This window comes from Aerococcus sp. UMB7834, from assembly GCF_030215145.1.
Classification (GTDB): Bacteria; Bacillota; Bacilli; order Lactobacillales; family Aerococcaceae; genus Aerococcus.
The window spans coordinates 92,412-117,893 of record NZ_JASOLI010000005.1 but is presented as its reverse complement, the minus strand read 5'-3'; the positions used below and the strand labels follow the sequence as shown (position 1 = coordinate 117,893).

The following is a 25,482-nucleotide window of genomic DNA, read 5'->3' as shown; positions in this document are numbered from 1 at the left end:
GGTCATTAGTCCCTTCCTCCTTTATCCGACTTAGAATAGCCATTCAACCGGTCCAACCGGCGGTCAAAGATATAGTTTGAAAGCAGGCCAAAGACGAAGGCTAGAAAGGCAACAACTAAGGAAGCCATGGCAATCTCAGCAGCAGCAACAGGATAACCCAAGGATTCCATGGTGCCGACAATGAGCAGGGTGCCCGCTGCGCCAACGAAGCCGTTCTGGGCAAAGAAGTTCCCGATATTTTCCATAGCAGCCGACTGGGCCTTGATTAATTCCTGGCTCTTAGCATCCGTCTTGTGGTAACGGGCCTTAGCAGCTGACTGGGCCATGGGTTCCACCAGGGGACGGACAAAGGCGGGGTGGCCACCCAAGCGAACTGAGATAATCCCTGCCACTTCCCGGATTAAGAGATAGATGCTGAGAAATTTTCCCGCCGTTAAGCCCTGGATGCGGTTGACTAAGCGGATGGCCTGCTCTTTTAAGCCATAGCGCTCCGATAAGCCCACAATGGGAAGGGTTAGGACAAAGAGCGTGACCAGGCGGTTGGCCACAAAGGCGTCCCCCAGGCTGGTCAAAAATTCGGCAATCGACATGCCAGAAGCGAGGGCAGTAACAGCTGCTGCGATCACCACCACGGCAATAGTATCCAACTTCAAGGCAAAACCGACCACAATGATCAGGATGCCCAGTAAGGGTAGATAGGACATAATATTTTCCTCCAATTGTAATGAATTCTTTAAAAATTGTCTTGATGAGCATCCGTTTTGCTTTTTGAATTTGCCCCTTGAAGAGCCATGGCTAAGGGTCAACTTTAAAGCTCCACTCCTGCTCAAAAATAACCTGTATTGATTTCTTGATTACTAGCCATCAACATTAAAAAATTCAAAGTTTTTATAAAATCTACTTATTATTATAACACTTTAGGAATAGCTAACATAATATTAATTGCTAAATTTGTTGTAACAGTATAAAAATGCTTCAGTAAGATTTTAAGTTAGCTACAAAAAAACGCATTGGGACAGGAAAATTGTCACACAATGCGCTTGTTTCATGCGGTTCTTAGATTTTATATGCCGGTCATTTTATAAAATAGCCGCCGCTGATAAGACCATGGCCGTTGCGACGGCGGCTCCCATACAAGTTGGGGCGACTTTGAACAAGAGGCGACGGTAGAGGGCGCGCTGGCTGTCTTGGCAATAAGAGCCAGTCGCCAAATAGAGGCTACCCGTATCGGAGAAAGGCGAAGCTCCTGTTGAGAAGCCGCCCACAATGACCAAGCAGGCCAATAGAAGAACTGGCCAACCCGTCGCACCCGAAATGGCAGCCAAGGCTGGGAAGAAGAGGGGTGCTAGGACGCCGATGGTTGAACTGAAGATCGACATCAGGCCACACAGAACCGTTAGGACAATCGGAATCGTTAGCTTAGGCATGTAAGAGATCAGCTTGGCCATCTCTTCCGTGATGCCCAGCTCAATCCCCAGACTAATCAAGAAGGTCATCCCGCAGGCCACCCAAATCGTCTGCCAAGGAATCTGGTCAAAGACCTTGTCCCGGGGCGCCAAGTTCATCATATAGGCAATAATCCCGAAGATGATAGTCAAGAAGCTGAGGTTGATGTGTTCACTAATAAAAGTCAAGGTTGGGAAGTCATCGGTAAAGTTGGTAATCATGGCGGGAAGCAAGAGCACCACAGCAAAGCAGGCAATCAAGGCCAGGGTTTGTTTTTGCTTGGAAGTAAAGGCTTGAGGGGGATCAATTTCTACACTCTCTTGACCGTAACGGTAGTGTTGCCAGAGACTAAGCCCGGCAATAAGCACCAGGGGATAGAGGATCGACACACCGAAAATCTTCCAAGTCATCTCAGCCGCCTGGTCAGCAAAACCCGATTCAGAGAGGACCCCGAGGATGATCGCGCCGTGAGGGCCAAAAGGAATATTCCCGCCATTCATCCCACCTAGGATAACGGAGATGGCAGCCACTGTCTCATTCATCTTAGTCTGCCGGCAGAGCTGGAGGGCAATGGCTCCCACAATCGGCACAGAACCCCAAGTCCCTGCCCCCAAACCAGATAAGAGGGCTGCAGTCAGATAGAGGCCCAAGGGAATAAGCGAGGTATGGTGGCGGAAGCGGTAGATCATGTGGTGGCCCACCGCTTCTAAAGTTCCATTCATCTTAGCGAAACTGAAGAAGAAGGAAACTCCAAAGATCACCATGAATAACTCAATCGGCCAGAGCGCAAAGACTTGGTCCGTCGTAAAGCCAAAGACGAAGACAGCTAACAAGTAAGCGAAGGCAACCGCGACAAGACCTGCGTTTAAACGGAAACGCTCCCCAATCGCAATTGCCAAGATAATGGTGCCAAAAATAATAAGACTATTCATTTACATTTCCTCCTATTTTAGAATATTCAGACGAATCATCAAATAAAAAAGCACCCTTCAAGAACCTCTGCGGTCCTCAAAGGGTGCGCTAGCACGGTACCACCTTTGTTGCCAGGCAAAAGCTGGCCAACTCTCTTCCCCTAGGGGAATGCCGGTTAATGGGGGCACCAGATGCTGGCATTGAGCACTCAGACTGAGTCATCGGCTCATCCTAAAAGTCGAGTTCACCAGCTTATCAGGTCCCCTTCCAGCAAACAGGGACTCTCTAGGCAGACGAGGACTGGCTACTACTACTTCGTCATCGTTTCTTTATGAAATCATCCTTATAATAACACAGTCTAAGAGATAGTCAAGCTGATTTTAATCTTTTTTTAATTTTACTAGCCTTCGCCACCGGTTACACCGAGTGCTTCCCCAGTAATGGCAGCTGCCGCATCGGAAGCCAGGAAGTAGACAGCAGAAGCAATTTCATCGGCTTCCAAGAGACGTCCTAACCACTGGCCACCGATAATATGGGTCTTGAGCGCTTCGTCTTTACTCGTGCCATCTTCCTCAGCTAACTTAGCTAATTGGTTGTCGATCAACTTGGTATGGGTAGGGCCAGGCAAGACACAGTTAGCGGTAATCCCATCCTGGGCATATTCCTTGGCCACCACATTGCTGAAGCCGATTTGGGCTGATTTAGCCGCGCAATAGGCTGACTTATACTTGTCGGGACGGCGGCCATGGCCAGATGAAATCGTAATAATCCGGCCCTTGGACTGGGCCTTCATGGAAGGCAGGGCATACTTGGTGCAGAGGAAGGTCCCTCCCATAATAACATTGAAGACCTGTTGGAACTTCTCATAAGGGAAATCTTCAACGGAAGAAATGTATTGCATGCCCGCATTGTTCACGAGCACATCAATGGCTCCACGCTCGTCGACAATCTCTTCCATAACAGCTTTGACCCGGTCTTCATTCGATACATCTACCCCATAGCCCTGGGCCTGGCCGAGTTCTTGGGCAGCTGCTTGGGCGGCTTCTTGGTTGAGATCCAGGATAGCCACCCAGTCTCCAGCCTTAACAAAGTGCTCAGCAATGGCATAGCCAATCCCCTGGGCTGCTCCTGTTACAACAACTGTACGTTCACTCATCTAAATAGCCTCCTTTAAGCTTGACTGTTATCTTCTGCCCGTTTCCAAACTAACTGGTCTTCAGGCTTCAAGCCATTATAAATCTTCAATTTTCCATCCTTAATTTTGGCCACGCGAGGTTGGGACTGACCGAGCCAGGTTGGGTTCATGGAGACATCCATATGGTGGGTCAATTTCCCCTTGTCTTCATCGATTTCATAGCGCCCGGAATAGGCCAGATAGCCCTCAGCAGCTTGGGCCATTTCGTCCGGAGTCCCCTTGTGGAGATCCCCTGACTCATAGGCTGGCCGTCCTTGGGCCATGATTTGGGCGGACATATAGCCATCCGGTGTATAGAGGATGAAGCCCTTAGCATCCTCACCTAAAGGATAGACCACTTGACCGGACGCATCAGTCGTTTGATAGGATATCAATTTCCAAGCCCCAATCACTTGGTCACGCATCGATTCTGTCATGAAAATTCCCCCTTGTTTTTTTCAATATCACTTTCATTATAGCACGCTTTATTCAAGAGGGGCGGGTTTTATTATTTTATAAATGCAATTACCCTAGTCCATAAAGTTTTTCCGCATTGGCATAGGCGATAGCTTTGAGGTCCTCTTGAGCCAATCCAAAATTAGCCAGATAGTCCCAAGCATTGTCTCGGATCACATAAGGATAGTCTACCGACCAGACAATCCGTTCCGCGCCAAAGTAATCCAAGCAGAGCTTAAAGGGGCCGTCATAGAACATCCCACTGGGCGTATAGTAGAAATTGTGCTTGAGATAATAGGCAATATTGTGGTCTAAGTGGGTCAGGTCCACGGGCAAATTCTCATCCAAGCGCTCGAGGAAGTAAGGCAGGCCCTCCCCCCAGTGGCCGGCCACCAATTGGAGTTTCGGATAGCGGTCGAAAATCCCCGACAAAATCAGACGGAGCATATGGACCCCCGCTTCATAGTGCCAGCCCATGCCATGACCAGACAAGACATTCATCACCTGGTTCGACCAAGCCCCCTTATAGTAAGCCCTAAGCACATCCTGCTTGATCTCACCCGGATGGATCTGGAGGGGCACGCCCAGTTCTTCCGCCTTGGCAAAGATAGGATCATAGCGCTTGGCATCGAGAAATTCTTCCTGGAAAGTTCCCTGGAGCAAGGCACCCTTGAAGCCCAGCTCCTTAACCGTGCGCTCCAATTCCGCTGCTGCCGCTTGAGGTCGGTCCACCGGTAAGCAAGCCAGCCCATAGAAGCGATCGGGGTGCTTCTGACAGGCCTCAAACAAGTCATCATTGGCTTGCCGGGCCAGGTCGACAGCCGCCTCTCCTCTTAGATCCATGGGGCTGTTATTGCCATAGCTCAGAATTTGAACCGAAACCCCGGCCTGGTCCATATAAGCTAGACGTTTTTGGTCTAAGTCGACAATCGGTCCCCCAGTCTCAATCATCTGATTCAGATATTCAGAAACAAAGGAAGCCTTGGCCTCCTGCTCAGGCGATAAGTCGGCCTGGTTCAAACCCTGGTACTGGTCGTTGATAGCTTTTGACATATAGTGTTCTTCTACCGTAATTAATTTCATTTCTCCCACCCTTTCTACTTACTATTATAGGTAAAATAGCCTCAAAGGCGAAAGAGAAAGCTAAGTCTGCTATAATTAAAAGAAAAAAGAAGGTGCCTTATGACTCAAATTCTTAAAGACTGGCTCAACTATCTCAGTGCCCACGGGATCGGCTACTGGATTGCCGGCCTGCTCAGTTTTCTCCTACTCCTTGCCCTCTACTTCCTCTGCCGTAAGCTTCTCCAGCGCTTCAACCGAGACCATTCCCTCTCCCTCCTGCTCCAGTCCATCCTCAACTGGCTGGCATCTTTTGTTTTTATTATTTTCTTTATTTCCTATTTTTCTCACTCTCGCTGGTTCTTCAACCCCCTCTTCAAGCTTGGACAAACGGATGTCTCTGCATTCCTCCTCTTCTCAGTTGGCTTTGCTATTCTTTTAGCCATCCGCTTCGTCAATGGGGTCAAACGCTTCCTCTTGCCTTCCATCTTCCGCCGCTATGACATTGATCCGGGAGCCCAAGCGACCATCACCACCCTCTTCACCTATATTGTCCTGATAGCAGTGGTCCTAGTCACCCTCAAGCAGCTCAACTTCGACCTGACTAGCCTGAGCGTCTTCGCTGGCGTGATCGGGGTGGGCGTTGGCTTCGGCATCCGCAATATTATGAACAACTTCATCTCCGGTTTGATCATCCTCTTCAGCCGGCCCATCCGCGTCGGCGACCTGGTCGAAGTGGACGAAACCGTCGCAACGGTTGAAGAAATCCGCATCCGCGAGACTATTGTCCGGACCCGCCGCAATGAGCGGATGCTGATCCCTAACAGCTACTTTCTCGAGAACTCCTTCGTTAACCGGTCCTATGGCGATCCAGAAATCCGTGTCACCGTGTCTGTCGGCATCGATTATGATTCAGACCTCCAACTGGCCCGCCAACTCCTCCTCCAGGCCCTGAAGAACGTCCAAGCCCAGTATCCAGAAATCCTCGATGAACCCAAGGCCTGGGTCTTCCTCACCGAATTCGCGGACTCTTCCATTAACTTTGAGCTCTGGTTCTGGCTCAGCCAGCAAAACAACGAGCGCGAACAAATCATCACCACCGAAATCCACTATGAAATCTTCAAACTCTTTGAAGCAGGAGGCATCGAATTCCCCTACCCCCGCCAAGACGTCCGCATCCTCAACCCTATGGATAACAAAGCAGGCAAAGAGCATACATCCGATGACAGCCAGTAAAAATGACATAGAAATAGCCTTGCCTCTCACTTCATAAGAAGGAGGGACAAGGCTATTTTTATATCAAGAGCAAACTATTCAACTGGCCTCTTGCGGAAAATCTTTTCAATCAGCTGGTAGATTAAGAGCAAGCACAAGGCCCCGAAAGTATCCAGGAAGACATCTTCCACCAGACCTGACCGGTTAACCGTAATCGTTTGGCGGAGCTCATCAAAGGAAGCAAAACCAAAAGTCAGAGCCAGGCTGAGCAAGAAAGTCAGGCCCCGCCCCTGGCAATAGGGGCGGAGGGCCAGATAGAGGAGGACCCCCAAACTGCCGAAGAGCACAAAGTGTACCCCCTTGCGGATAAAAAATTCCACAAATCCTGCATAGGATAAAGCATCGACGCTAATTTTTTCTCCCGCATAAGTAAAGCGAATCGGCGCTAAGAGCCCAGCAAAAGGTTCACCCGCTAGCAGGCGGCGCAGGATAGGTTGGAGGCTCTGGGCTTCGTAAGGCATAGACGAAGAAAACCAGGTCCCTATAAAAACTAAAACAATCAAAGCTAGCGCTATCCAAGACAAACGCTTATCAGACATCACATCCCCTCCTCTCCTAAAGTTCCCTAAGTATAGCACAAGGGCCCTAGATAAAGTAAAACTTTTACTCAAAAAAAGCCGAACTCGGATGAACGAGCTCGGCTGCTTTTGTAACTAAAGGAAGTTAATAAAGCCATAAATCATAAAGATATTCACAAAATCAATGAAGAGTGCGCCGACGATAGAAACAGCCAGGAAGGCCAAGGGACTCGGTCCGTATTCCTTAGTAAGCTGCTGCATGCAGGCCATGGCGTTGGAGGAAGACCCCATCCCAAAACCAATAAAACCGGCTGTCATCACTGCTGCGTCGTAGTTGTTCCCCATCAGTTTATAGACCACATAGCGAGCAAAAGCGATGGTGATAATGGCTTCTAGGGCAATGATAATCAGCATTGGAATAGCCATATCAAGAATGGTCCAGAGCTCCAGGCCCACCATGGTCAGGGACAGGAAGATATTGAGGGAAATATCAGAGGTAAAGCCCAGCGCCTCATCATCTAGGATTGGCTTATCCCGAGCATCTGAGATATTCCGCACGGTAGCAGCCACAATCATGGGGCCGATATAGAGGGGGAAGCTGATTCCGCCTACCAAATAACCGACGAAGAAATTCAAGATCTTGGTCAGGAAGATCCCCAAAAAGATAACGACCAGGGTGCCATAAAGCATGACTGCAATCCGTTCCCCCGTCATCTTCTGCCGCTGGCTATGTGACTTGTAGCGGTCACCCGTATTGGCTGAAGCATCCGGATCCTTAGCTGAAAGATTGTGCTTCTTGATAGCCGTGGAAGCTACCGGCCCACCCGAAACCGAACCGAGGACAATGCCCAGGGTAGCGGCAATCACACCGACCGAAGTTGCCGTATCAAAGCCCAGAGCCTCAATGGAAGGCGAAACCGCTGCAGCTGTTCCTGGACCACCGACTAAGGCTGGCGATCCCAGTAAGAGGGCGAGAGGACCTGGAATGCCGAAAGCCTTACCCAGACCTAAAGCCAGAAAATTCTGGACAAAGATGGCTAAAATCGAAACAAAGAGGAATTTACTGACAATCCCCTTAGCGCGAACCAGGGCCTGCAAACTCGCCTCAAAGCCGATGGTGGTAAAGTAGATCACCATAAAGAGCATGGCATATTCCGTATCGATCTTAATTACCATCAAATTAGCCAGCCTCAAAATCGTATTTACAATGGCGAAAATCAATCCCCCTACAATGGCTGGAGGCAAGGAGTATTCTTCTAGCTTGGGGAATTTATTGATAATCCATTTCCCAAATAAGAGGGTTAAAACAGCAAAACCCATGGACTGGATGCTATCAAATTCAATAGTTAGCATAAGCGCACCTCGCATTAATCAGTTTTATTTACTTACTATTTTATCATAATCTAAAAGAATTATGTTATAAAATATATCGTAAACAAAATAATTTTTTACTGATAAGGCGAATTGACGCATAATATTGAAATGAATTGCTTATTTTTGCTATAGAAGTGGCTGAACCATAACATAATACGTTAGATTATTTTACGTTTCGCAATAAAAAGAAAAGAGGCTAGCCCTCATAAGCAGTCTCTTTTCTCAACTTTGAACTAGCCCAAGCTAAATACGCTTGGCCTCACCCTATGCACTTTGCTCCAGAGGTCCCTTTCTAAACGCATCCTCTCTCACCCTTTAGGACTGACTGGCTTCTTTGCCGGCGATCCGTCCGAAGGTGAAGATATCGGCTAGGGAGTTGCCGCCTAAGCGGTTGCCTGCGTGGATACCGCCTGCTACTTCACCTGCCGCATAGAGACCTGGGATAGCTTGGCCATCTGCATCGAGGACTTGGGCTTGGGTATCAATCCGCAGGCCGCCCATGGTATGGTGGATGGCCGGCTTGCGCGGCGTTGCATAGAAGGGGGCTTCCTCTACTTTGAGATCAAAAGCTCCCTTGTTGAAATCAGGGTCTTCTCCAGCTTCCACATAAGAGTTATATTTTTTCACTGTCTCTTCCAATTGCTCAGGATCCATATCAATCTGCCGAGCTAAATCTGCGACCGTTTCAGCCTTGTAGAGAGTCCCTTCAGCGACTTGCTGGTCAATCTTCTCCTGGCTGGTGTTATAGGCCGTGGCCTTGATGGGTTCATCCGCAATCAGGTAGAAGAGGCCGCCATTAGCGATCGCTGCGGCCGAAATTTCGTCCCGCGTGCCGAATTCATTGACGAAGCGTTTGCCTTCCTGGTTAACCATGAGGAAGTTAGCTGGCGGAACTTGGAGACCTGTGAAAAGGGCCCCTGTCTCTGGGTCACAAGTTGGGAGCATTTGGATCATCCCCATGTCCACTAGGTCAGCGCCGACTGCTTGACCAAGGCGGATGCCGTCACCCGTAATGGCAGGTGAGTTGGAGGTCTTGACGTCATCATCAATCCGTTCCCAGTAAGTATTATACTCTTGGAGCATAGGGGTATTGGCCCCAAAGCCACCCGTAGCTAAAACGACAGCCTGGGCTTCAATCCGCATGGGCGCGCCTTGGTAGGTCCCCTTTGCGCCGACGACTTGGCCTTGGTCGTCTTGGATCAGCTCAGTCACATCAGCCTCCGTATAAATGCTGCCTCCCTGGTCTTCAATAAAGGTCTCCAAAGTATGGACATAGGCATAGCCTTCATCGGAACGTGGCTTGTGGCCGCGCCGCCACATAGCCCCCACTGGCATGTCAACATGGTCGCGGTCGAAGTCGACACCAAGTTCAGTTAACCAGTTCACACTGTCCAAAACATTGTCTGTCAAGGTCTTAACCAAGTCATAGTTACCGTAAACTCGGTTGCCAGATAAGTCTGCACGTTTGCCACCCAAATAGGTTTGGATGCGGTGAAGGAGGACGGAGTCAAAGAGATAGGCCTCGCCCTCTTCACTGCTTTCGAGGTAAGTTTGAATTTGTTGGCGGAATTCGCGGAAGTCTTCTAAGTATTCGTCATCAATCTCTGATTCTGGCGTGGCTGCGATCTCTTCTAGCGTGTGCCCTTCACCTGGCAAAGCAGCAAACTGATTTTGCCAATCTGGATCAGCTGCATTCATAGGGCCACCTGTCCGCACAGTATTGCCCCCGATGGCTGGGAACTTATCCAAGACCACAACTTGCTTGCCCGCTTGGAGGGATGAGGCCGCTGCGGCTAGCCCGGCACCACCGCCCCCGATAACGAGGACATCAGTGCTTTCTTCCAGGGCTTCAGCTGCCTGGCGGTGGACCTTGGGCCGGGCTCTCAGAATATCAGGATTGGCCCCCGCCTGGCGTACAGCCTCCGCTACCCCGTCAATAATCCCCTGGCTAGAGACTGTCGCTCCAGAGACCGCATCCACATTCAAGGTCTGGCCTTCGATAATGTCAGCCGGCACCTTGACGAACACCGGATTGGCAATCCCCTTACTCTCCGAACTGGAATCAACTTCGATCCGTTCAATCCGATCTTCCGAGAGCTCAACCTCCATAGGCAAGGCGCTGTTATGTCCAGCTGCTTCCACCTGGTAGGTCCCCGGCTGGTAACGCAATTCTTGATCAGTCATTTTGCTTCCCCTCTTTCGTGATTATTCTCACAATAAGAGTAACACATTCCAGGCAATTATTCAGTGTCCAAGCCTCCTAAAACAAAAAAGTAGCCGCACTGGTTCCCGGCTACTTCTCTTTGAATTAAAAAATTGATGATTAAGCTTTATCAGATGGCCCTTCCACGGCGCGGATAACATTGACCATTTCGATAGCTGCTTGAGCACACTCAGAACCCTTGTTGCCTGCCTTAGACCCGGCCCGCTCGATGGCTTGTTCGATGGTATCGGTCGTGATAACACCGAAGAGGACAGGGAGGCCCGTCGCCATGGAGACCTGGGAGATGCCCTTGGAGACCTCAGCACAGACATAGTCATAGTGGGAAGTCGCCCCGCGGATCACAGCACCCAGGCAAATAATGGCGTCATAGCGGCCCGTCTCAGCCATTTTCTTAGCCAGCAAGGGAATTTCAAAAGCGCCGGGTACCCAGGCCACATCGATGGCCTCTTCCGCCACCCCTTCGCGCTTGAGGCTGTCCACCGCACCTCCTAAGAGTTTCGAAGTGATGAAATCATTGAAGCGGGAAACAACAATTCCTACTTTCATGTCTTCTGTGTATAAGTTGCCTTCAAATCTTGTCATTTAATTGTCCTCCTTTAAGTCTAATAAGTGTCCCATCTTAATCTTCTTGGTCAATAGGTAGTTGGCATCATGGGCATTGGCTGGAATTTCCAGAGGCAAGCGCTCACTGACTGGCATGCCATTGGCTTCGAGTTCTTGGACCTTGTCAGGATTGTTGGTCAGCAGGCGAACCGATTGAACGCCCAAGGCCCGAAGCATCTGGGCCCCAAGATAGTATTCCCGGGCATCAGCAGGCTGGCCCAGGGCGAGGTTGGCTTCCAGAGTATCCAGACCTTCCTCTTGCAGGTGGTAGGCCTTGAGTTTGTTGACTAAGCCAATCCCCCGGCCTTCCTGGCGCATATAGAGAAGAACGCCCCGCCCCGTCTGACTAATCTGAGCCAGAGCCTGGTCGAGCTGGGCCCCGCAGTCACAGCGCTCGGACCCGAAGACATCCCCAGTCAGGCATTCCGAATGCAGGCGGCAGATGACGTCTTCAGCCTGGTCCAAGTCGCCCATGGTCAGGGCCAAGTGCTCTTGGCCGGTCAGGCGGTCAACGAAGCAGACCAGGCGGAAGTCTCCATAGCGGGTCGGCAGGGCCACATCCGCCTCCCGGTCCAAGAGCTGGTCATAGCGCTTGCGGTAGGCCTGGAGATCCTTAATCGTTAGGAAGCTGAGCTCATGGTCCGCCGCAAAAGCTTTGAGTTCTGGGCCACGCATCATCTGGCCATTGTCCGCCATGATTTCACAGCAGAGCCCACAAGCCTCTAAGCCAGCCAGGCGCATCAGGTCAACCGTCGCTTCCGTATGGCCATTGCGTTCCAGGACCCCACCCGCTTTGGCCACCAAGGGAAACATATGACCCGGCCGGCGGAAGTCCTCGGGGCGGGCATCCTCAGCTACAACCTTACGAGCCGTCAAGCCCCGCTCTTCGGCTGAAATCCCCGTTGTCGTAGCCACATGGTCGATAGAAACCGTGAAGGCTGTCTGGTGGTTGTCGGTATTGTGGGCCACCATGGGCTGAAAGTCGAGTTTTTGGGCGATATCCTCGCTCATCGGCATGCAGATCAAGCCCTTTGCCTGGCTAGCCATGAGGTTGACATTGTCTGTGGTCGCAAATTTGGCGGCACAGATCAGGTCCCCCTCGTTTTCTCGGTCTTCATCATCCATTACCAACACTAGCTTGCCTGCTTGCAGGTCAGCTAGCGCTTTTTCCACACGTTCTTTAAACATCCTTATCCTCCTCCTAGAATCCTTGTTCACGCAAGTAGGCCTCGGTCAGGTCAGAAGATTCTGCCTTGGCCATAAAACGTTTCACATATTTGCCAATCATATCAGTCTCAATATTGACCCAGTCGCCGACCTTCTTCTGTGGCAGGTTGGTCTGGTCCAGGGTGTGGGGAATGACCGACACCCGGAAGCCCCCTTGGTCGACTTGGACCAGGGTCAGGCTGATCCCATCAATGGCCACACTGCCCTGGTTGACCATATCGTCCAAGAGGGCTTTGCCTGCCCTAAAATCATAGACCACCGCATTGCCCTGGGGACGGATGGCTTGAACCTGGGCCTTACCATCAATATGGCCCGAAACAAAGTGGCCACCAAAACGGTCCGAAGCTGCCATGGCCTGTTCCAGGTTGACGCTAGACCCGCGCTCGAGCTGGGCCAGGGCGGTCATCTGCCAGGTCTGGGGCATCACGTCAACCGTGAAAGAAGAGCGGTCGAAATCGGTCACGGTCAGGCAGATGCCATTGACCGCCACACTATCCCCTACTTGAATTTCCTCCAAAACCTTGGCGGCCCCAATTTGGACCACGCAGGCCCGGGAAGACTTCTTGATGGCCTTGATCTTCCCCACTTCTTCAATTAATCCGGTAAACATCCACTCACCACCTTACTTTCTATCAAATAATCTTTACCGACTTGGGACCAGGCAAAAGGTTCCAGCTGGATGGCCTGGTCCGGTTTTGCAACGCCCTGGCCAGCGACCGGCGACATGGCCTGGCCACCGAATAGCTTAGGAGCGATATAAGAATGGACTTCATCCACTAAGCCCAGCGCCAAGGCTGACCAGGTCAGTGTGCCCCCTGCTTCTAAGAGGACGCTATCCAGGTCCATCTTCCCGAGCTGGGTCATCAATTCGGCCAGGTCTAAGTGACCCTGGCGACGCCCCAATTCGATGATGCCACAGCCCGCTTCCCGGTAAGTGGCTTGTCGGTCGGCATCCCGGCAGGTCGTTGCCAGGTAGGTAGGTACTTGGTCAGCGGTCTGGACGACTTGACTGTCTAAGGGCGTTCTGAGCTCTGAATCGCAGATAATCCGGACCGGGTCCTCGCCCCCATCCAGCCGGCAAGTCAGGAGGGAATCATCAGCCTGGATGGTATTGACCCCCACCATAATCGCTGAGAGCGCATGGCGGGTCTGGTGGACACGTTGGCGGGCTTCTGGACCCGTCACCCAGCGCGAAGCCCCCGTCCGTGTGGCAATCTTGCCGTCCAGGGTCATGGCGTACTTGGCCACCACATAGGGCTTATGACTGACGATAAATTTCTCAAAAACCCGGTTTAAGTGCTGGCATTCTTTTTCTAGGACGCCAACTTTAACTTCCAGGCCCGCTTCCTTGAGGGCTTGGACCCCCTTACCTGCTACCTTGTCATGGGGGTCTAGGGCTCCGACAACTACCCGCTGGATCCCACTTTCAATCACAGCTTCCGTACAAGGCGGGGTCTTCCCATAGTAGCAACAAGGTTCCAAATTCACATAAAACGTTGCCCCCTCTGGATCTTCTGTGCAGGCAGCCAAGGCTTCCCTCTCCGCATGGGGCTTGCCGTAAGCTGTGTGGTAGCCCTGACCTAAGACCCGGCCCTCCTTAACGACCACGGCCCCCACTAAGGGATTCGGATTCACCCAGCCCCGCCCCTTTTTAGCCAGGTCTAGAGCTTGCTGCATCCATTCTTCATCTCGCATCGAAACACCTCCAAAAAAATAATGCCTTGAATAGAGCTATCCAAGACATTACAAAGAAAAGATTTAATTTGGCTAATAAAAAAATACTCTGAAACGATCATCGTCATTCCAGAGCATTCAAAAGCGCTAATTTCTTCTTTCGATCTTCTTTCATCCAGACTATACTGTCGGCTTTGGAATCTCACCAAATCAACCTTGCGGCTCGTGGGCTTTACCACCGGTAGGGACTTGCACCCTGCCCTGAAGATAGATATTCAACTGCCTATATTATAGCCAGCCCCCCTAACAAAGTCAAGCAATATGCTGAAAAGGTTTACATCAAGCTTGACAGGTAGAATCGAATTTTCTTGAAACAAGCGAATGCTTCGCTCTTATTCTGACTTGCTCCAGTCATCCAAGTCTAAGCGCTCTTGCTCACACCCTGTCTAGTCGGGTTCGAGGATGCAGAAAGGGCTCCTCTTCACAAAGATCCGCCGAAGACTTGCAGTCTTCTCTGGCTCTTTGCTCCAGAGGTCCCTTTCTCCCGCATTCTCTCACGCCCTCTATAGTCGGGTTCGCAAGAGCAGCTTTGGAGTGCTTTCGCAAGTTGGAAACGTGCAAGTATAGCTTGCCCTTATTCCAACTTACTCCAAGCATCCAAAGCCTAAGCGCTCTTGCTCACACCCTATTTTCAAAGCGTCTTCGAATTTGCTCTTGTTGGTCGAGGATATCCCAGCTTTCGTCGGACAGGTGGTTGATGGTCTGCCAGTCGCGGAGGTCGGAAGCCTGGCCTTGATCAGGAAGGATGGGGCGCTGGTAGAGGCTTTGGGCTAGGCTAGCTTGGACCGTGTCTGAGAGCAGGTAGTCGACAAATTCCTGGGCCAAGTCCAGATGCTTAGTCCCCTTGGCGATCCCGACTCCGGCTGGCAGGTAGAGGGTCCCTTCCTCGGGGTAGATCAAGTCTAAGTCAGCCCCATCGGCAATCAGTTGTTGGGCTACGGCCTCTGTTGATAAGCCAACCGCGATTTGGCCTTGGACCAGGTCCTGGTTGACCTCCGAGGATTCCTTATAGATCTGGGCTTCCTGGCTAGAGTAGAGCCGGTGCACATAGGCCCAGGCCGCATCCGACTGATAGCCCCCTTTAGCCAAAAGAATCGTCACAAGCTGGGAGAAGCCGCTTGACGAAAGGCGGGGGTCTGCTAGACCAAGCTTTCCTTTAAGGGCAGGATCAACCAGGTCTTCATAGGAATGGATAGTCAGTCCCTGGGTTAACTGGCGGTTGGCTAGAATTACCGTCCCTTCCATGGCATAGGGGGTATAGGTCTGGTCCTGGGACCGGTAGATGCTAGGCAGGGCCTCAGCTCCCTTGGCCGCATAGGGAATAAAATAATCCCGGTTGGCTTCGTACCAGAGCGTCGACCCACCGAAGACTAGGTCCGGCTTGGGCTCTCCCTCTCCTGACTTGAGCCGGTCAAACAGCTTGCCCGTCGAATCTTGGACCAGGTCAACCCGGACCCCATAGGCTTGTTCGAAGGCTGGGACCAGGGTCGCCAGGACGCCCTCCGAATTAGGTGTGTAAATCACAAGATCAGCAGGCTCTGCTTCTAGTTTTTCTGGCCGCCAAAAGAGAGACAGAAGCAAGATAAGCGCCAGGCCTATAGCCAATCCGAGCCCAATCTTAGTCTTACTTTTCATCCCTTATCCCCTTCCTAAAGGCAGTGGGAGTCATACCCACATACTTCTTAAAGACCTGGTCAAAATAATTATAGTCGGAGAAGCCCAGGTCAGTAGCCAGGTCTGCAATCCGAATGTCCGAATGGGCCTCTAAGACCTGGACGGCTTGAGCAATGCGGTAGCGCTGGATATAGTCGCTCAGACTAACGGTCAGGCTGACCTTGATCTTGCGGTAGAGGTAGGATTCGCTGTAACCCAGAGCCTTGGCCATCCGTGCCATGGTCAATTTCTCCTTGAAATGGGCGTGAACATAAGCGAGGACCTCCTGGACGAGAGCATCACGGTCTGCGACGAGTCCAACCAGGAGTTCATCTGCCAGGCCTTCCCCTCCAGCTTCGGGTTGCAGCCGGTCTAGCGCCGCTTGGACAGAAGCTAAGAGTTCCCCTTCGTCGATTGGCTTAGTCACAAAGTCTACCACCCCATAACGGATGGCTTCCTTAGCATTGGCGAAGTCATTGTAGCCTGAGATAATAATTTTCTCAAAAGACAGGTCAGCGACCGCGTCAAACATCTCGAAGGCTCCCATGACAGGCATGGTGATGTCGGTCAGCACTAAGTCGGGCCGGCTATCGCGGATCAGGGCTGCCCCCTCCTTACCATTGGAGGCCTCTCCGACCACCACGCCTCCTAACTGGGCATAGTCCACCCCATAGACCAGCCACTTACGAATCCATTCTTCATCTTCAACAATCACAATCCGGTACATGATCCGGCCTCCTTATCCAATAGATTAGACACGTCCCTTGGTCCAAGTCTTTAACTTCCAGCTGGGCCTCAGGGTAGAGATAGCGCAGGCGCTTGATCGAATTCATCAAGCCATGCTGGCCACGGTTGTTGGCCAAGTCTGCCGCTAAGTGCTCACGCGCTTCCTGGCTAAAGCCCGGCCCATTATCTGCCAGACAAAAGAAGAGACGCTCATCCTGGCAGCCCACGGTCAGCTCAATCCGCAAGTCCGGCCGCTGGTCCCGCCCATACTTGATAGCATTCTCGATAGCCGAAAGCAGGAAGAGTCGGGGAACCTGGACCTGGCCCAAACCCTCTGGACAGTTAATCTCATAAGAGAACTGGGGAAAGCGGACCTGGGTCACTTGGAGATAGTGGTCGATCACCTGCAAATCCTCAGCCAGGTCTGCATCCGCCATCTTGCCGCCCATGGAATAGCGGAGAATCGTTGTCAGCGACCGGATCAGCTGGCTGCAGACTTGAGGGTCGAACTGGCTGGTAATCCGGATGGTCTCCAGGGTATTGTAGAGGAAGTGGGGGTTGAATTGGGCCTCCAGCATTTTGCGCTCATAATTCAGCTTGTCTCGCTCCAAGTCAATCTGTTCATTATTAAGCTGGCGGATCCGCCCCAGCATCTGGTTCATGGCCTGGGCTAAGTAAGCAAACTCCGCCTCATAGTCCTCCTGGAGGCGGTCTTGGTCGCCCTGGGAAATCAACTGGGTCTCGCCCACCAAGCGGTCAATGGCCCGGCTATTGTGCTTGGCCAGGTAAGCTGCGAAGTGGTTGGTCAAGCCCACCATCAATAGGATCAAAAGCAAGAGTCCCGCCAGAGAAACAGCCAAGAGGGAAAGAATGGGCAGGAAGAGAATCTGAGTCTGGACCTGGAAACCATTGGGCAGGTTCGCTTGGCTCCTGAGATAGAGCTGGTTGTTGGCCAAGGCAAAGCGCCCGCTGTTGTTCGGGGCTATCTCCAAGCCAGCCTGGTCAGTCGCCAGGACCCGGCCATAGGGATTGCGGAGGACATAAGAGGCCGCGTAAGGGTGCTTAGTTTGGACCAGGTCTGTTCCCTTGATCAGGTAAACGGCAATCTTATGAGGTTGGCGGCGGTAGACCATCAAGTAAGGCTGGCTCGCCACATCGAAGTAGGTCAGCCGGCCTGACCCCTCCTTAGATTGGACCAGGAGATCGCGGTAGGTCCTAGCTAGGGGCTGGTCGGCTGTATTCGTGTAGACCTCTCGCCCGTCCCCATCGAGCAAGAAGAACTGGCCCTCCAAGTCTTTTTCCGCCTGAGTCCGGTAGAAGCGGTAGGCCAAGTCGCGGTCTTCCCCCTCCGCCCCTAACATCTCTTGGAGAATCTGGTCCGCTCCGGCTAAGTCTTCCACAAAAGCCGCTTCGATCCTCGCCGTATCCCGCCGCAGCTGGGTCGTCTGTTCAATATAAGCATAGGCCATAAAGACGAGAACAAGAATTGTCGACACCAGGACCACCAAGAGCGTCCCAATCCGCACCATATCTCGCTCCAAAGATTCCCGAAATGTCTTAGCCATCAGCCCACCTCCTTGCTTATCTAGTATAGACCATTTAAAAGAAAAAACACGAAATAAATTTCATTGGTTTCAGGGAAACGGCATCTTCTTCGGTGCTAATGCCGGTAGCGCTTGTGATTTGGTATTACCTCTCACCTCAATGACGGTGGAGGAAAAAAGTCCTCTTTGATTTCTTTACTCAGCCCCAAAGAACAAAAATTAAAGCAGACGGATGCCCACCAACGCTATTTGATAACAATATAAAAACAGAAATCCCATCTTTTCAGACAGAATTCCTGTTCTAATTCACTTAGTCTTTGACCTTATAATCCGATTCATCGAAGCCGAGCAGGAACTGGGCCACGATGGTAACAACAGTCACAATCAAAATAGTGATGATGGCTTCCACCAAGTAGGACTGGTCCTTAGACACCCACATGGGCAGGCTCAAGAGGGCTGGTGTAACATAGATAAAGGCCTTCATCTTCATCAAGCTAGCGAAGATCCCACCAGCGCAGGCACCGATCATGGAAGCGTACATGGGTTTTTTCAAAGGAAGGTTGACCCCGTACATAACAGGACCAGTTGTCCCGCCTAGTAAGGCTGTCAGTCCTGTTGAAAAGGCCAGGGACTTCAATTCCTTGTTCTTAGCCCGCAGACCGACAGCGAGTCCAGCAGCAGCTTGGGACATGTTGGCGCAGAGGGCAACTACCCGGATAATGGGGTCGTAGCCTTGTTCCGCCACCAGGGTGATAGAGATGGGGCTGAGCGACTTGTGGACCCCGATGGAAACCAACCAAGGATAAGCAGCGGCCAGGAGGGGAATGGCGATGAAGCCAATGTTGTCATAGAGCCAGACCGAACCGTCCGCAATCACATGAGACACCCAGTCGCCGACCGGACCGAAGACAAGGAAGGTCAGCGGTGCCGTTACCAGCATAGTCATCAGCGGGACGCCGAAGACCTTGATCATGTCAGGGATGTACTTGCGGAAGAAGCGTTCAATGTAAGACATCATCCAGACCGTCAGAAGGGCCGAAACCAGGGTCGTGTCATACTCAATTAAAGGAATATGGAAACCTAGGAAGTTGACATCTGTCCCTGCTTCAATCATCTTGACCCAGGTAGGGTGGACGGTCATCAAGCCCATGAAGGCCCCTAGATAGCGGTTAGCCCCGAAGACCTTGGCAGCCGAGAAGCCCACATAGCCAGGCAGGAAGTAGTAGGACGTATCGAAGATAAACTTGAGGAAGATGTACAAGCTATCGTCCTCAGCCAGGACCCCGGTTAAATTGAGGACCAGGACAATGACCTTGCCCAGGCCAGCCCCGGCCATGATAGGAACCACTGGGGAAAGGGATGCCGTGATCGCCTTAATAGCCTTGTTGAAGACGGATTCTTTCTTCTCTTCCTTAGCTTCTGCTTCTTCCCCTCCATCCATCATTTCCAGGACCTTCTCGTAGATCTCCTGGCGGTTGTTCTGGATGTGGAGGGTCAGCTGGTAGCCGTCCAGGTCCAGGGATTGGATGCCATCCAGGCTGGCCAATTGGTCCAATTTCACTAAGGAGAGGTCCTTGAGTTCTAGCTCAATGCCCTCATCCACTAATTCGATGTATTTAATGTTGTCCGAGCCGGCTAGTGCAGCCAAAATGGCCCGGGATTCCTGTTCAAACACAAGAAAAACCTCCTCATAACTTCTATAGTTGAATTATAGAAGGAATGAAAAGGCTTAAATAGGGAAGAAGTGGGCTAGAATGTGGAAAATTCTATACTTTTTGGGTGCTAACACTCAAATATATATGAATCGCTCTCTGAGCATGCGTTTCGCTTTTGAATTTGGTCCTTATAGAGCCATGGCACCGGCTCGAGTCTTGGTCTCTCGCCTAGCAAGTCTCAAACGGTCCGTACGGCTAGCGCCTACGGTCCGTAATTCGCTTTGCTTGCTTTTCATGGCTAAGGACCAACTTCAACGCTTCACTCCTACTCAGAAACAGAATGGATTTTTAATCTATCTAATGTTAACAAAAGAAGGAAGCAAAAAATTAGCGCAGTAATCTATTTAAAGAAATTATCCTATGTCTAATAGAAAATATCTCCTTTTATTGAATTAATTTCTCTATATAATACCTATTGTCGACTAAACTGAAATTTATTGATTCAAATTTTCAATATATTCTCTTGCTAAAGAGGTACACTCCGCTAGCTCTTCATTTGTTAAATTATGAGTAACATAATCTAGATTTGAATATAAATTTATTTCTATTATTTCTTGATCATTATCTATAAAGATCTTTTTCAAATTAGGTACTGCTTTTGTTATAGATACTATATTTGTCTGTAATAATTTTCTAAAGTTTTCAAATTCATAATTTTCGAAGTCCAAGACTTCTATATAAAGCATTAAATTTTCAAATTGCTTAAATTCAGGAACATTCATTTTTTCTAACTTTTTATCAAGAATTATTTTTGGAGCATTTAAATCCCCCCAAAAGGCTGTGGTTATATTTTTCTCCCTTAAACACTCATGAATTTTTATTGCAGCTTCATTGGGACCAGGCGATGTGCCTAGTTCAGCAAGTATTTTGGAAACTTCTCGCTTTACTCCACCTGCATTTTCTTGAAAAGTTTGTTTTATTCCACTAGTTACTTCTATTCCTAAGCTTTTCTCAGAGTTTTGTAAATCAGGTCTATCCGATAATTTTAGTCCTCCAAAACGCTCATTATCAATAGTTTTCAAACGATACATTGCTGTCGCTTCTTTAAATTGAGTTTCTTTCATATTTTTTGACATACTATGTAGCCCTCTCATAACACGATTATTTCATAGACTCCATTTCAAAAAAGCTACGATTTTAACACCTTTCCAACGCCCTTCGCTCATAAGGATGGTAGCGGCGGATGGTTTCGTCGTCGATTTCATGATTGGCTCCAGGCTCATAAACTTGCTGCCAGGGGCTGTTAGGGATGTGCGTAAGGTTAATCAGGTCACTTCCTGTCTTACCTTCTACTAGAGCTAGGACCTCATCTGTCAATTGCATAATTTCAGGTCGGACTCCAGAAGAAAGCAAGTGAAAGATTTCTTGGCTAGATAAGTGAGATTCAATGATTTGCTTAGACTTCTTTCCTTTATAAGCCTGATAAACATCTTCGAATACAGGACCATATTTATAGGCTAATGGAGATTCGGAGAACAAGTGTATGTCGTTCATCAAAGCCGCTGCATAAATTAAGTATAAAACTTTTTGGATTTGTAATTTATCTAAGGGGCGTTTAGCTAGAACATACTTTGAAAAATCTAAAGGACTGAGTTGATTTTGCTTTTGGTCTTCTTCGATAGCACGTTTAAAGGCTTCAACCGATTCAAACCAATGTACTCCTTTAAAGAAGCTATCTTGGTCTTCAATCGACTGGCTGGTCGCATCTTTAGAATAGATGCGGTGACTAGCGAGCTGATACTTAGCATTTAACTCGAAGATTGTCTCCGGCAAATCTTCTGGAAAAAGCGTTTCTTCCGAACTCAATTTAAAAGCTAGTCGCTCCTTAGAAGCAAGCTTTTGATAAAGAAATATCAAATGTTTCATATTAAGACACCTCCTAATGAATATAGTCTTGTTTGTGTTGTGAATGGGAGAGATAGTTTCGCTCCTTATCGTCCTCGAACCATATCTGTAATTCCCAGGGTAAGCCATAGTTATTGGGCTTGATATAAATGTGGATAGCACGATAATTTCCATCTTTTCTTACATAGTATCTAGAAATTATTTTCTTCTCTTTCAAATCTTCGCACAGTAATTTAAAAGATGAACTGCTAATCAAATCTAGCGATGTAAATATACGAATACCGAACAGATCATTTAGACACTTATTAATTGGAATCCTACCTTGGTGATTGCTTCTGTAATATCTATCAATCTTATCTTGTATAGAAGCCATAGTCTTAATACGCATCGATAGACATAAAGATGAATAATTCTCATTAAATCTTATCATGGCACTTGAAAAATTAAGTTCACTTAAAGTGTTGTAGTATATTCCGATATACTCAAAAAAACTTATCGATTCATTATCTCTTTCAACTATATGATTAATTTGCTTACTTTTAAAATTAATACGGAGGTCTTCAGCATATTTCAACCAGTCATTATAAAATAAATCTTGAAGCCCCTTAAATTCATAGATTAAATTTTCAATTTGTTGGATTAGAGTTATCATTTGATCTGACATTAATGTTCCGCCTAATTTGTTATCTAACCATAGAATATTGAAAAAAAGACAGAATATCAAGATAAACAACCTTATCTTAATAAATTAATTTATTTAACCTTTCTCAAAAAAAGCCCTCCCCTAAGCCTTCGAAGAGACTTCGGAAAGAGCCTTCATTCATAAAATATCTAATAGGCTGGTACTGGATCTGTTGCACTCCAGTCTGGCCAATCTGCTGAGTAATCGTAATCATCTACAGGACCGCCACTAGGCATAGAATTACTTCCTTCATTGGCAATATATGAGTCATTGACCGGAGCAGGCCCCTGTTGACTAGGCTGTTGCGCTTCACTAGATGATTCTTCCTCAGGGTAATAATTAAGGTCAGGCCCTGGCTTACCTTGGGGAGGTGCTGCAAGATCATTGAAAGGGTCTCGGCCATCAGAATATGGCGAATAGCGCAAACTATCGATGTCGATATAGCTAATGGCTTCATTGATTTCAGCATCCGTATAACCAGAAACACTCAAATAATAGACCAAGTTGCCCTTAGTAATTGCTGCACCTGTCATGATGGCGGTTAAAGCATCCGCTACCGCATTCTCCACCCGCTTAGAAGGCATTTTCCCCTTTTGCTTGGCCTTAGTCCCTGCTGCGGCAGACTCAGTGCTGGACTTGTCCGAAGCAGTCGTCTTCTTGAGCAAGCGGTCCTTCAACAAGTCTGCGGGATTATAGTCCTGGCTGCCCAGGAGCTTGCCTTGAGCCGTCTTGGCGAACAGGGTCACTGGGGCCTTCATATCCGCAATTTCGAAAGCAATGGCGCTCTTAGCAGATTCATTCTGCTTCAACTTCTTGTTTTGGGTCTTCTTATAGCGCGAGTCTGGGACTTTGGCGATGGCCAGGTCGTTCTCATAGTTGTCATCCAGTTGGTCCTGGTGCTGGGTTGGGACAAAACACCGGATCCAAGCATCAAAAGCTGACAGCTCTTCCTCTGACTGGTTGGTCGCATCGTACCAGAAAGCAAGCACAGGCCTCTCCCCCTCCTCATTGCCCTTGGCCCCAGCAGGCAGGACGCGGACCTCTTCAATCTCGATGTCAATATCCACCGTGTCCAGGTATCGACCGTCAAAAGTCTCAGGGATATTCTCATAGAGCTTAGCTTTGTCTGAGCGATAAGCACCCGGCAAGGCAGACGATGTCGACTCCTTAGCACAACCACACAAAGCCAGCCCTGCCACAAGCAGAAAAGCTAAACAGTATAATTTCCTCATCAGTCACTTCCTCCACAATCCATAATGATAAAATTATAACAAATTGGGGGATGGGGGTGTATCAAAGATCTTAATGGGGGTGAGATTTTTTGGTTAGGTTTTGAATAACATTATTAGATGAGCTATGTATTGGCATTAAGCTTTTATTTATTGTGATATACTCTAATTAATTATCACTATCTAAACTTGTAATGTATTAGGAGGTAGGTCCATTGAAAAATTTTATTACCGCCCTTGCCCTAATCTTGTGGGGCGTCTTCATCGCAAAATCCCCTAACGATCGCTTTACTGTTTTATACGCCATCATTACTGTGGGAATTTGCTTGGTGTATGCTTATTTGAGAGGGAAAAAGGATACTAAGCTATAAATGGATTAAACTTACTTTTTTGAGAAAACAAATCTTTTACATAAAATAAAGCTATCCATGATATAATGAATTTGAATTCCAATCATAGGAGGTTTAGGTCATTCTTAAAACAGAAGAACTCATTGATAAACTAAAGAGTAAAGGGGTTACTTTTAAGTATTGTAGTGAGGGCGACGCAATCAAATTCCTAAATGAGCATAATTATTACGTCAAACTCACTGCATACAAAACCAATTTCCCTAAACATAACAATAAATATGTAGGTCTTGATTTTAAAGCTTTGAAAGATTTATCAACTATAGATATGTATCTTAAACGCTGGATATTAAGTGCTAGCCTTAGCGTAGAACATGCTTTAAAAGTAAGGGTCTTAAAAGATATCCAAGAAAGAGGTGTTGATGAATACGAAATTGTAAGCGATTATCGACATTCTTCTGAAAAACTTTTTAAAGAAATAGAAAACCGGCGAAAAACTGTCTACGTCCGGAAGCTATTAAAGAAATTTGAACATCCAAATTATCCAGTCTGGGTTTTCTTAGAGGTAATATCTTTTGGAGCATTTGTTAATTTTTACCGCTATTATTGTCAAAAATATTCTTGTGGTGAATTTGAATATGAATTATTGTATAAAGTAAAAAATATTCGTAATGCAGCGGCTCATAACAACTGTGTAATACATGACTTAGTTAATAAAAGGGGCTACTTCCATGAAAATCTAGCTGACCGTTTAGAAAATTTATTAGACGATATAAAAAGAAAAACCATTCAAAATAGATTAAAAAATAATTCCGTCCAAGATTTCATTGCGTTACTTATAGCTGTTGACGTAGTTATAAAAAGTAATGATCTAAAACGACACTTACTTGAAGAAATTAAGGAACTTTTCGATGGACGAATGGTTAGAGACGCCTATTTATATAAATCGAGCCCTAGTTTATGTCAAATGTATGATTTTTGTAAGATCATCATTGACAAACTACAAATTTAACACTATACTTACTTTACGACTTGAAAACGAAAGTTTTGCGGGCGATGCATTTATGCGTCGCCCGATTTTTTTATTTAACATATTACCCACCTATTACGAAGAGCTAAATACAGGCCAAATTATGAGCATATTAAAAAAAGTGTAGCTGTATTAAAGACAGCTATAGAAATTAGAATTTTAACTAGATTAAAGTATTATTGAAATTTCTCATTATCAAAAACATCTTTCCACCCTAGAAAGCGATCAATTTCATAAGAATAGTACTTCTCAAAATTTTCCTCATAAAACTTTTTAAGTTTCCAAGCTGCTTCTTTCTTTTCAGCTATATATCTATTTTTCTTATCTAAATCAACCTGATGTGACGCTCTTAATAATTGGTCTAATTGATAAAGGTAACTTTCTGTAAATTCTACAGAACGAATCATCTCACCCTGAGCATTGGTAGAATAATAAACAAGTTCTTTTTTCTTTAAATAATCAAGTCTTTTTAAACATACACTTATAATATTAGTTAACTCTACTACAGTACCTATTTCTAAAGCCTTCATTTGCTCTATTTTATTTTCAATAGAAATTAAATATTCTTTTTGTAACATTAATTTAAACTTGTTCAATTTACGCTTCTTACAATAAGATTCTATTACTTTATTTATAATTGATAGTAAATAACCTACAATTACTCCTATCAATGATCCAATTATTTCCACTAAATTATCCACTCTTTCTA

The 25,482-nt window shown here is 47.9% G+C and carries 23 protein-coding genes, 1 pseudogene and 1 riboswitch; of the genes and pseudogenes, 3 read left to right on the top strand and 21 right to left on the bottom strand.

Annotated features, from left to right (window positions below; translation table 11 throughout):
* Positions 1–5: 5 nt before the first annotated feature.
* The 5 genes from QP339_RS05390 to QP339_RS05370 form a co-directional block, all read right to left on the bottom strand.
* Positions 6–704 (bottom strand): DUF969 domain-containing protein, encoded by a 699-nt coding sequence (locus QP339_RS05390; protein WP_284910712.1) that lies wholly within the window; start codon positions 702–704, stop codon positions 6–8.
* 375 nt (positions 705–1,079) lie between these two features.
* Entirely contained in the window at positions 1,080–2,378 is a 1,299-nt protein-coding gene (locus tag QP339_RS05385) for an SLC13 family permease (RefSeq protein WP_284910711.1), read from the bottom strand.
* Positions 2,379–2,758: 380 nt separating this feature from the next.
* Positions 2,759–3,514: an SDR family NAD(P)-dependent oxidoreductase gene (locus QP339_RS05380; protein ID WP_284910710.1), complete on the bottom strand. Its 756-nt coding sequence runs from the start codon at positions 3,512–3,514 to the stop codon at positions 2,759–2,761.
* Positions 3,515–3,528: 14 nt separating this feature from the next.
* A complete protein-coding gene (locus QP339_RS05375) occupies positions 3,529–3,969 on the bottom strand; it encodes a lipocalin-like domain-containing protein (protein ID WP_284910709.1) in 441 nt (146 codons plus the stop codon).
* 88 nt (positions 3,970–4,057) lie between these two features.
* Positions 4,058–5,071, bottom strand: a complete 1,014-nt coding sequence (locus QP339_RS05370; RefSeq protein WP_284910708.1) for an amidohydrolase family protein — start codon at positions 5,069–5,071, stop codon at positions 4,058–4,060.
* A 99-nt stretch (positions 5,072–5,170) separates the two neighbouring features.
* Between QP339_RS05370 and QP339_RS05365 the strand changes: the two genes are divergently transcribed.
* Positions 5,171–6,283 carry a mechanosensitive ion channel family protein gene (locus QP339_RS05365; RefSeq protein ID WP_284910707.1) on the top strand — a complete coding sequence of 371 codons (1,113 nt, stop codon included), beginning with the start codon at positions 5,171–5,173 and terminating at the stop codon, positions 6,281–6,283.
* Between the two features lie 74 nt (positions 6,284–6,357).
* Here QP339_RS05365 and QP339_RS05360 read toward each other — a convergent pair whose 3' ends face one another.
* The 15 genes and pseudogenes from QP339_RS05360 to QP339_RS05290 all read right to left on the bottom strand — a co-directional run bounded on the left by QP339_RS05360 (position 6,358) and on the right by QP339_RS05290 (position 23,399).
* Positions 6,358–6,861 carry a VanZ family protein gene (locus tag QP339_RS05360; protein ID WP_284910706.1) on the bottom strand — a complete coding sequence of 168 codons (504 nt, stop codon included), beginning with the start codon at positions 6,859–6,861 and terminating at the stop codon, positions 6,358–6,360.
* Positions 6,862–6,975: 114 nt separating this feature from the next.
* Positions 6,976–8,193 carry a sodium/glutamate symporter gene (locus QP339_RS05355; RefSeq protein WP_070616694.1) on the bottom strand — a complete coding sequence of 406 codons (1,218 nt, stop codon included), beginning with the start codon at positions 8,191–8,193 and terminating at the stop codon, positions 6,976–6,978.
* A 336-nt stretch (positions 8,194–8,529) separates the two neighbouring features.
* Positions 8,530–10,398 (bottom strand): flavocytochrome c, encoded by a 1,869-nt coding sequence (locus QP339_RS05350; protein ID WP_284910705.1) that lies wholly within the window; start codon positions 10,396–10,398, stop codon positions 8,530–8,532.
* 139 nt (positions 10,399–10,537) lie between these two features.
* A complete protein-coding gene (gene ribH / locus QP339_RS05345; protein WP_284910704.1) occupies positions 10,538–11,020 on the bottom strand; it encodes a 6,7-dimethyl-8-ribityllumazine synthase in 483 nt (160 codons plus the stop codon).
* Positions 11,021–12,229 (bottom strand): bifunctional 3,4-dihydroxy-2-butanone-4-phosphate synthase/GTP cyclohydrolase II, encoded by a 1,209-nt coding sequence (locus QP339_RS05340; RefSeq protein ID WP_284910703.1) that lies wholly within the window; start codon positions 12,227–12,229, stop codon positions 11,021–11,023.
* A 13-nt stretch (positions 12,230–12,242) separates the two neighbouring features.
* Positions 12,243–12,878, bottom strand: a complete 636-nt coding sequence (gene ribE, locus QP339_RS05335; protein WP_284910702.1) for a riboflavin synthase — start codon at positions 12,876–12,878, stop codon at positions 12,243–12,245.
* Positions 12,863–13,963 carry a bifunctional diaminohydroxyphosphoribosylaminopyrimidine deaminase/5-amino-6-(5-phosphoribosylamino)uracil reductase RibD gene (ribD, locus tag QP339_RS05330; protein WP_284910701.1) on the bottom strand — a complete coding sequence of 367 codons (1,101 nt, stop codon included), beginning with the start codon at positions 13,961–13,963 and terminating at the stop codon, positions 12,863–12,865. Before ribD ends, ribE begins: the two co-directional genes overlap by 16 nt.
* A gap of 138 nt (positions 13,964–14,101) precedes the next feature.
* Positions 14,102–14,215, bottom strand: a riboswitch (FMN riboswitch).
* Positions 14,216–14,620: 405 nt separating this feature from the next.
* Positions 14,621–15,637: an extracellular solute-binding protein gene (locus QP339_RS05325; protein ID WP_284910700.1), complete on the bottom strand. Its 1,017-nt coding sequence runs from the start codon at positions 15,635–15,637 to the stop codon at positions 14,621–14,623.
* Complete coding sequence (locus tag QP339_RS05320) at positions 15,627–16,382, bottom strand: response regulator transcription factor (protein ID WP_284910699.1); 756 nt, start codon at positions 16,380–16,382, stop codon at positions 15,627–15,629. Before QP339_RS05320 ends, QP339_RS05325 begins: the two co-directional genes overlap by 11 nt.
* On the bottom strand, positions 16,360–17,946 hold the full coding sequence (locus QP339_RS05315) for a sensor histidine kinase (RefSeq protein ID WP_284910698.1): 1,587 nt from the start codon (positions 17,944–17,946) through the stop codon (positions 16,360–16,362). The genes QP339_RS05320 and QP339_RS05315 overlap by 23 nt, the downstream gene beginning before the upstream one ends.
* 313 nt (positions 17,947–18,259) lie before the next feature.
* A pseudogene (locus tag QP339_RS05310) lies at positions 18,260–19,366 on the bottom strand (PTS sugar transporter subunit IIC); the annotation flags it as partial.
* A gap of 708 nt (positions 19,367–20,074) precedes the next feature.
* Positions 20,075–20,716 (bottom strand): hypothetical protein, encoded by a 642-nt coding sequence (locus QP339_RS05305; RefSeq protein WP_284910696.1) that lies wholly within the window; start codon positions 20,714–20,716, stop codon positions 20,075–20,077.
* 61 nt (positions 20,717–20,777) lie between these two features.
* On the bottom strand, positions 20,778–21,506 hold the full coding sequence (locus QP339_RS05300; RefSeq protein WP_284910695.1) for a Panacea domain-containing protein: 729 nt from the start codon (positions 21,504–21,506) through the stop codon (positions 20,778–20,780).
* 13 nt (positions 21,507–21,519) lie between these two features.
* Positions 21,520–22,149: a RelA/SpoT-related domain-containing protein gene (locus QP339_RS05295; RefSeq protein WP_284910694.1), complete on the bottom strand. Its 630-nt coding sequence runs from the start codon at positions 22,147–22,149 to the stop codon at positions 21,520–21,522.
* A 167-nt stretch (positions 22,150–22,316) separates the two neighbouring features.
* The gene (locus tag QP339_RS05290; protein ID WP_284910693.1) at positions 22,317–23,399 is read right to left on the bottom strand and encodes a DUF5067 domain-containing protein; all 1,083 of its coding nucleotides are present in this window, start codon (positions 23,397–23,399) and stop codon (positions 22,317–22,319) included.
* A gap of 212 nt (positions 23,400–23,611) precedes the next feature.
* Between QP339_RS05290 and QP339_RS05285 the strand changes: the two genes are divergently transcribed.
* Entirely contained in the window at positions 23,612–23,767 is a 156-nt protein-coding gene (locus tag QP339_RS05285) for a hypothetical protein (protein ID WP_284910692.1), read from the top strand.
* Between the two features lie 100 nt (positions 23,768–23,867).
* The gene (locus QP339_RS05280; protein WP_350225027.1) at positions 23,868–24,755 is read left to right on the top strand and encodes an Abi family protein; all 888 of its coding nucleotides are present in this window, start codon (positions 23,868–23,870) and stop codon (positions 24,753–24,755) included.
* A 194-nt stretch (positions 24,756–24,949) separates the two neighbouring features.
* Here QP339_RS05280 and QP339_RS05275 read toward each other — a convergent pair whose 3' ends face one another.
* Complete coding sequence (locus QP339_RS05275) at positions 24,950–25,462, bottom strand: hypothetical protein (RefSeq protein WP_284910691.1); 513 nt, start codon at positions 25,460–25,462, stop codon at positions 24,950–24,952.
* Positions 25,463–25,482 lie beyond the last annotated feature (20 nt).

Bases quoted from the DNA above. Each gene is read 5' to 3' on its own strand.
- QP339_RS05385 (WP_284910711.1), bottom strand. From the start codon at position 2,378: ATGAATAGTCTTATTATTTTTGGCACCATTATCTTGGCAATTGCGATT.
- QP339_RS05390 (WP_284910712.1), bottom strand. From the start codon at position 704: ATGTCCTATCTACCCTTACTGGGCATCCTGATCATTGTGGTCGGTTTT.
- QP339_RS05295 (WP_284910694.1), bottom strand. From the start codon at position 22,149: ATGTCAGATCAAATGATAACTCTAATCCAACAAATTGAAAATTTAATC.
- QP339_RS05365 (WP_284910707.1), top strand. From the start codon at position 5,171: ATGACTCAAATTCTTAAAGACTGGCTCAACTATCTCAGTGCCCACGGG.
- QP339_RS05320 (WP_284910699.1), bottom strand. From the start codon at position 16,382: ATGTACCGGATTGTGATTGTTGAAGATGAAGAATGGATTCGTAAGTGG.
- ribE (WP_284910702.1), bottom strand. From the start codon at position 12,878: ATGTTTACCGGATTAATTGAAGAAGTGGGGAAGATCAAGGCCATCAAG.
- QP339_RS05300 (WP_284910695.1), bottom strand. From the start codon at position 21,506: ATGAAACATTTGATATTTCTTTATCAAAAGCTTGCTTCTAAGGAGCGA.
- QP339_RS05360 (WP_284910706.1), bottom strand. From the start codon at position 6,861: ATGTCTGATAAGCGTTTGTCTTGGATAGCGCTAGCTTTGATTGTTTTA.
- QP339_RS05340 (WP_284910703.1), bottom strand. From the start codon at position 12,229: ATGTTTAAAGAACGTGTGGAAAAAGCGCTAGCTGACCTGCAAGCAGGC.
- QP339_RS05355 (WP_070616694.1), bottom strand. From the start codon at position 8,193: ATGCTAACTATTGAATTTGATAGCATCCAGTCCATGGGTTTTGCTGTT.
- QP339_RS05315 (WP_284910698.1), bottom strand. From the start codon at position 17,946: ATGGCTAAGACATTTCGGGAATCTTTGGAGCGAGATATGGTGCGGATT.
- QP339_RS05290 (WP_284910693.1), bottom strand. From the start codon at position 23,399: ATGAGGAAATTATACTGTTTAGCTTTTCTGCTTGTGGCAGGGCTGGCT.
- QP339_RS05375 (WP_284910709.1), bottom strand. From the start codon at position 3,969: ATGACAGAATCGATGCGTGACCAAGTGATTGGGGCTTGGAAATTGATA.
- ribH (WP_284910704.1), bottom strand. From the start codon at position 11,020: ATGACAAGATTTGAAGGCAACTTATACACAGAAGACATGAAAGTAGGA.
- QP339_RS05325 (WP_284910700.1), bottom strand. From the start codon at position 15,637: ATGAAAAGTAAGACTAAGATTGGGCTCGGATTGGCTATAGGCCTGGCG.
- QP339_RS05350 (WP_284910705.1), bottom strand. From the start codon at position 10,398: ATGACTGATCAAGAATTGCGTTACCAGCCGGGGACCTACCAGGTGGAA.
- QP339_RS05305 (WP_284910696.1), bottom strand. From the start codon at position 20,716: ATGTCAAAAAATATGAAAGAAACTCAATTTAAAGAAGCGACAGCAATG.
- QP339_RS05370 (WP_284910708.1), bottom strand. From the start codon at position 5,071: ATGAAATTAATTACGGTAGAAGAACACTATATGTCAAAAGCTATCAAC.
- QP339_RS05380 (WP_284910710.1), bottom strand. From the start codon at position 3,514: ATGAGTGAACGTACAGTTGTTGTAACAGGAGCAGCCCAGGGGATTGGC.
- ribD (WP_284910701.1), bottom strand. From the start codon at position 13,963: ATGCGAGATGAAGAATGGATGCAGCAAGCTCTAGACCTGGCTAAAAAG.